Origin of the sequence: Acinetobacter sp. P8-3-8 (assembly GCF_000214135.1) — a bacterium.
GTDB lineage: Bacteria > Pseudomonadota > Gammaproteobacteria > Pseudomonadales > Moraxellaceae > Acinetobacter.
Map to the genome: position 1 here is coordinate 1 of NZ_AFIE01000093.1, position 4990 is coordinate 4990.

Annotated in this window: 1 protein-coding gene; it reads right to left on the bottom strand. The window is 44.7% G+C overall.

What is annotated here, in order from left to right; all coding sequences use genetic code 11:
* Positions 1-4974: Ig-like domain-containing protein (locus GGG_RS0118170; RefSeq protein WP_171057717.1), on the bottom strand; the 4974-nt coding region annotated here is incomplete at its 3' end.
* Between the last annotated feature and the right edge of the window lie 16 nt (positions 4975-4990).

Sequence of the window (4990 nt, forward strand, 5' to 3'; positions counted from 1 at the left end):
TGTAGAAGGAGCTACTGTATCAATCATGACTTCTTTTGTTGAAGGAGCAGTATAATTACCCGCTTTATCAATCACACGAGCATCAATAGTATGCTTACCATCGGCCAATACGTTTGCAGTATTGTCTAAGCTCCACGTTCCATCAGCATTCAGCGTTGCATCTTTCCACACTCCGCCATCTATACGAACCTGAACTTTATCTCCAGCTTGCAATTGCGTTGCATCTGATACTTTCCCACTAATCACTAGACTTGGATCATTGGTCAAAAAGTCATTTGCAAGACCTGTATCTTCGGTAATACCCGTAATTTCAGCAGTAATTGTTGGTGCTGTAATATCAACTACAACATTGAATGGAGACGAAGGTAAACTTACATTCCCCGCAGTATCTGTTTGCGTTACTGTTAAATTATGAGAACCTTCTGTTAAACCAGGGGCAGGAATCGTGTAATTCCAATGGCCATTTGGATCAGCAATAACAGAACCTACAGGTTTACCTTGATCATAAATAGTAACAACATTACCCGCTTCAGCAGCCCCTTGTAAGGTAGGTGTTTTATCATCTGTAGAATCACCAGATGCCAATAGACCTTGTACAACGCCGACATCATCAGATACAGAATCAATCGTTACTTGAGCTGGAGTAGTTGCATCAATTTCTAAGCTATATTGTGATTGTGCCGTACTACCATTTGCCAATGTCACAAATGCAGTATAAGTGTGCTCACCATCAGCCTGCTGAGGCAATTCAATCGACCATTGACCTGTTGCACTAGCAGTGACTGACCCAACAACTGTATCCGTTTGGTCTTTAATTATGACCACTTGATTTGCAGTTGCAGTACCTGAAAGTATTGGTGTGCCATCATTTGTCAATCCACCATCACTGATTGGACCTGTTTTAGGTGTTTGATTGTCTGTCGCAGTTTCAATATTTACAGTTGCCACAGCAGTACTTACAGTAAAGTCTAAAGGTTCACTCTTATCACTTTCATTTCCGGCAGGATCTGTTTGTGTCACTTCAAGCGAATGCGGCCCTTCCGTTAAAGGTGTTGTTGGTGTGTATGTCCATGTCCCGTCAGGTTTAACTGTCGTTGTACCTAAAGATTGACCATTATCGTAAATAGTGACCGTATCTCCTGCCTGCCCCATACCTGTTAACGTTGGCGTAGTATCATCAGTTGTATCACCTGACTCAATATCACCAACACTCGGAGCAACATTATCGGTTGCAACAAAACTTGGTTGAGTTGGTGCTGTTGTATCAATCGTGAAATCAACTTTAGCTTCAGCCGTTTGTCCACTTGGTAACTCAGCGACAGCCGTATATTCACGGTGTCCTTCTGGTTGTGTTGGCAATGTTACTGACCATTGACCAGATGAGTCCGCAATTGTTGATCCAATCGCTTGTCCATTTGAATCATAAATCGTAACCAGTGAATCAGGTTTAGTTGTACCAAAAATTGTCGGTGTATCATCATTGGTCACGCCACCTTTGGCAATGGTTTCTATTACAGGTAATTGGTCATCTTCAATACCATCAATTGTAATCTCAACAGTACTCGTATCCACTTGAATATCCAAAGGATCACTCTTAGCACTTTCATTTCCAGCAGGATCTGTATGCGTTACTTCAAGTGAATGCGAGCCTTCTGCTAATGGCGTTGTAGGCGTATATGCCCATGTACCATCTGGTTTAATAGTGGTCGTGCCAATAGCTTGACCATTATCATAAATTGTAACTTTATCGCCTGCTTGCCCTGTACCCGTTAGAGCTGGAGTAGCATCATCCGTCGTATCACCTGAGTGAAGCACAGATTGATCAGGCCCCACATCATCGTTTGCTTCAAAAGCAGGTTTTGAAGGTGCTTGGGTATCAATATTCAAAGCAAAATTATCTGTAGCCGTTTCACCATTTGGCAGCGTAACGGTTGCAACATAGTCATGCGCACCATCAGTTTGCTGAGGTAGATCAACTGACCACTTTCCTGTTGCATCAGCTGTTACAGAAGCAATTGGTGTACCTACTTTATCCGTGATCGTCACAAGCTGATTAGGCGTTGCCGTACCTGTCAGTGTAGGCGTGTTATCGTTAGTTAACCCATTTTTAGCAATTGTTTCAGTAATACCAACATTATCAGTAACCGATTCAATCTTAACGGTAGGAATACCTGTATCTACTGTAAAATCTAGTGGATCATTTAGGCCACTTTCATTACCTGCAGCATCTGTATGTGTAATTTGTAACTCATGTGATCCTTCAGCAAGTTCTGGCGATGGTACAAATGTCCAATCACCTGATGATTCCACAGCAACCGAACCTATTGGCACACCATTATCATAAACTGTCACGATATCACCAGGTACACCTGTGCCTGTTAATGTTGGTATGGTGTCATCCGTTGTATCCCCATTTGAAATAGGACCCGTTTGTGATCCCACATCATCATTTGCTGTGAATCCTAGATTTGTAGGTGCTGCTGTATCTAGTACAATCGGGTATATATCAGTTGTTGTACTAACTTGACCTGCACCATCAGTCGCATTTGCGGTAATTTTCTTTTCACCATCTGCACCAAGATCAGGCAATGTAATTGACCAAGTTTTATCAGGATTTACAGTAGTTGAACCAACTTCTGTACCATCGACAAAGACATGTACAACAGAACCAGCTTGCCCAGTACCACTCACTGTTGGTGTTTTATCGTCCGTAGACTGACCTTTTTGTAAATCACCAACTTCTGGTCCAAAATCATCTTGAACCTGAGTAATCGCAGGCTCTTGAGGTGGCTCACCAATTAGATTAAATGATATTGAATCTGTAGAATTACCTTCATTTCCTGCATTATCTACAGGTTTTGCAGAAAACTCATGCGGACCAGATGTTAATGGATTCTCTGGTGTAAAGCTCCATGTGCCATCAGGTTGTACTGTTGCTGTTCCAATCAATCCACCATTGTCATAAACATTGACATAGTCAACATCAGGTGTAGCCTGACCTGTAAATTCTGGACGTGTGTCATCGGTACTGGTGCCGTCTTCGATCGCTCCTGTAACTGCGCCAACATCATCTAGTAATTTAACATCGCTCAAACTGCCATCAACGGGGCCCGTGGTATCGATTGTGATTTCTTTACTCGTCGCCGCTGTCGCATTGCCTGCTTGGTCAACCACTCGTGCTTCTACTGTGTGTTTGCCTTCTGCCAATGGGGTCGCAGTGTTGTCTAAACTCCATGTTCCATCCGCATTCAATGTCGCATCTTTCCATGCGCCACCATCTACGCGAACTTGCACTGTATCGCCAGTTTGTAGTTGTGTCGCATCTGAGACTTTGCCATGGATCACCAAGCTGGTGTCATTGGTCGTGTAGTCATCCGCTACACCGGTATCTTCAGTGATTCCTGTAATCTCTGCTGTGATCGTCGGTGCTGTGGTATCTACTATCACTTCAAATGGTGCAGATGGTGTGCTTTCATTTCCAGCAGGATCTGTTTGAGTAACAGTTAAGTCATGTGGCCCTTCTGTTAATCCCGGTGATGGAATGGTGTAGTTCCAGTTCCCATTTGGATCTGCAACAACACTGCCGACTGGTTTGCCATCAGCATAAATTGTGACAATGTTGTTAGGCTCTGCTGTTCCAGTAATCGTCGGGGTGGTGTCATCTGTCGTATCACCTGAATCAAGTGTTCCTTGGTTTTCTCCAACATCATCCGTCACTGTCGCTATCGTTGCTGCGATTGGCGCAGTGGTGTCGATAGTGAGTTGTGCGGTATCGGTTGCAGTATTACCATTCGGTAGTTGTGCCGTTGCCGTATAGGTATGCTCACCTTCTGTTTGTGGTGAAAGCTCAACTGACCATTGACCTGTTGCATCTGTAATCGCTGTACCGACGACTTGGCCGTTTTCATCTGTGATGCTAATTGTTGCATTGGCCTTTGATATACCCACCATCGTTGGGGTCGTATCATTGGTCTCACCCGCTTTGGCAACGTTACCTTCTAGCGGTGCTGTATTGTCTATAAAGTGGGTAATCTGTACATCAGATGTAGAGGTATCTACTGTAAAGTCCAGTGGAGCACTCGGCTCACTGGTGTTCCCTGCTGGATCGGTTTGAGTTGTCGTGATTTCATGTGGCCCATCAGTCAATGGGGTATCTGGTGTAAATGTCCAGTTGCCTGCTGAGTCGACTGTCGTTGTACCTAGTGGTTGACCGTTATCAATCACTTCAACGGTTGCACCCGGTTCACCTGTACCTGTAATCGTTGGTGTGGTGTCATCCGTGGTGCCGCCAGCTGATATTTCTCCGATCGTAGGACCGACATCATCTGTTGCCGTGATGTCTGCTGGTTGGTTCGGTGCTGTACTGTCCAAGATGATTGGGTATTCACCTGTTGCTGGGCTTTCTTGCCCTGCTGGATCTACAGCTACAGCTGTGAGTTTCTTCTCACCATCTGCGCCCAAATCGGCAACATCAAGCGTCCATGTACCGTCTGGTTTGACTGCAACTGAACCCACTTCTGTGCCATTGCTGTACACATGAACTGTGGTGCCTGGTTGTGCTGTTCCGCTCACTGTTGGTGTTTTGTCATCCGTCGTCGCACCTTTTTGTAAAGGTCCTGTTATGTCTCCAACATTATCTGATACTGTTTGTATTGTCGGTGCCAATGGTGCTGAACCAATCACGTTAAAGTCGATTGGATCTGTTGCTTGGCCTTCGTTACCTACTGCATCCACTGGTTTACCTGTGAAACTATGGTCACCTCCAATCAGTGGGAGTTCTGGTGTAAAGCTCCACGTACCATCAGGTTGTACTGTTGCTGTTCCAATCAATCCACCATTGTCATAAACATTGACATAGTCAACATCAGGTGTAGCCTGACCTGTAAATTCTGGACGTGTGTCATCGGTACTGGTGCCGTCTTCGATCGCTCCTGTAACTGCGCCAACATCATCTAGTAATTTAACATCGCTCAAACTGCCATCAACAGGG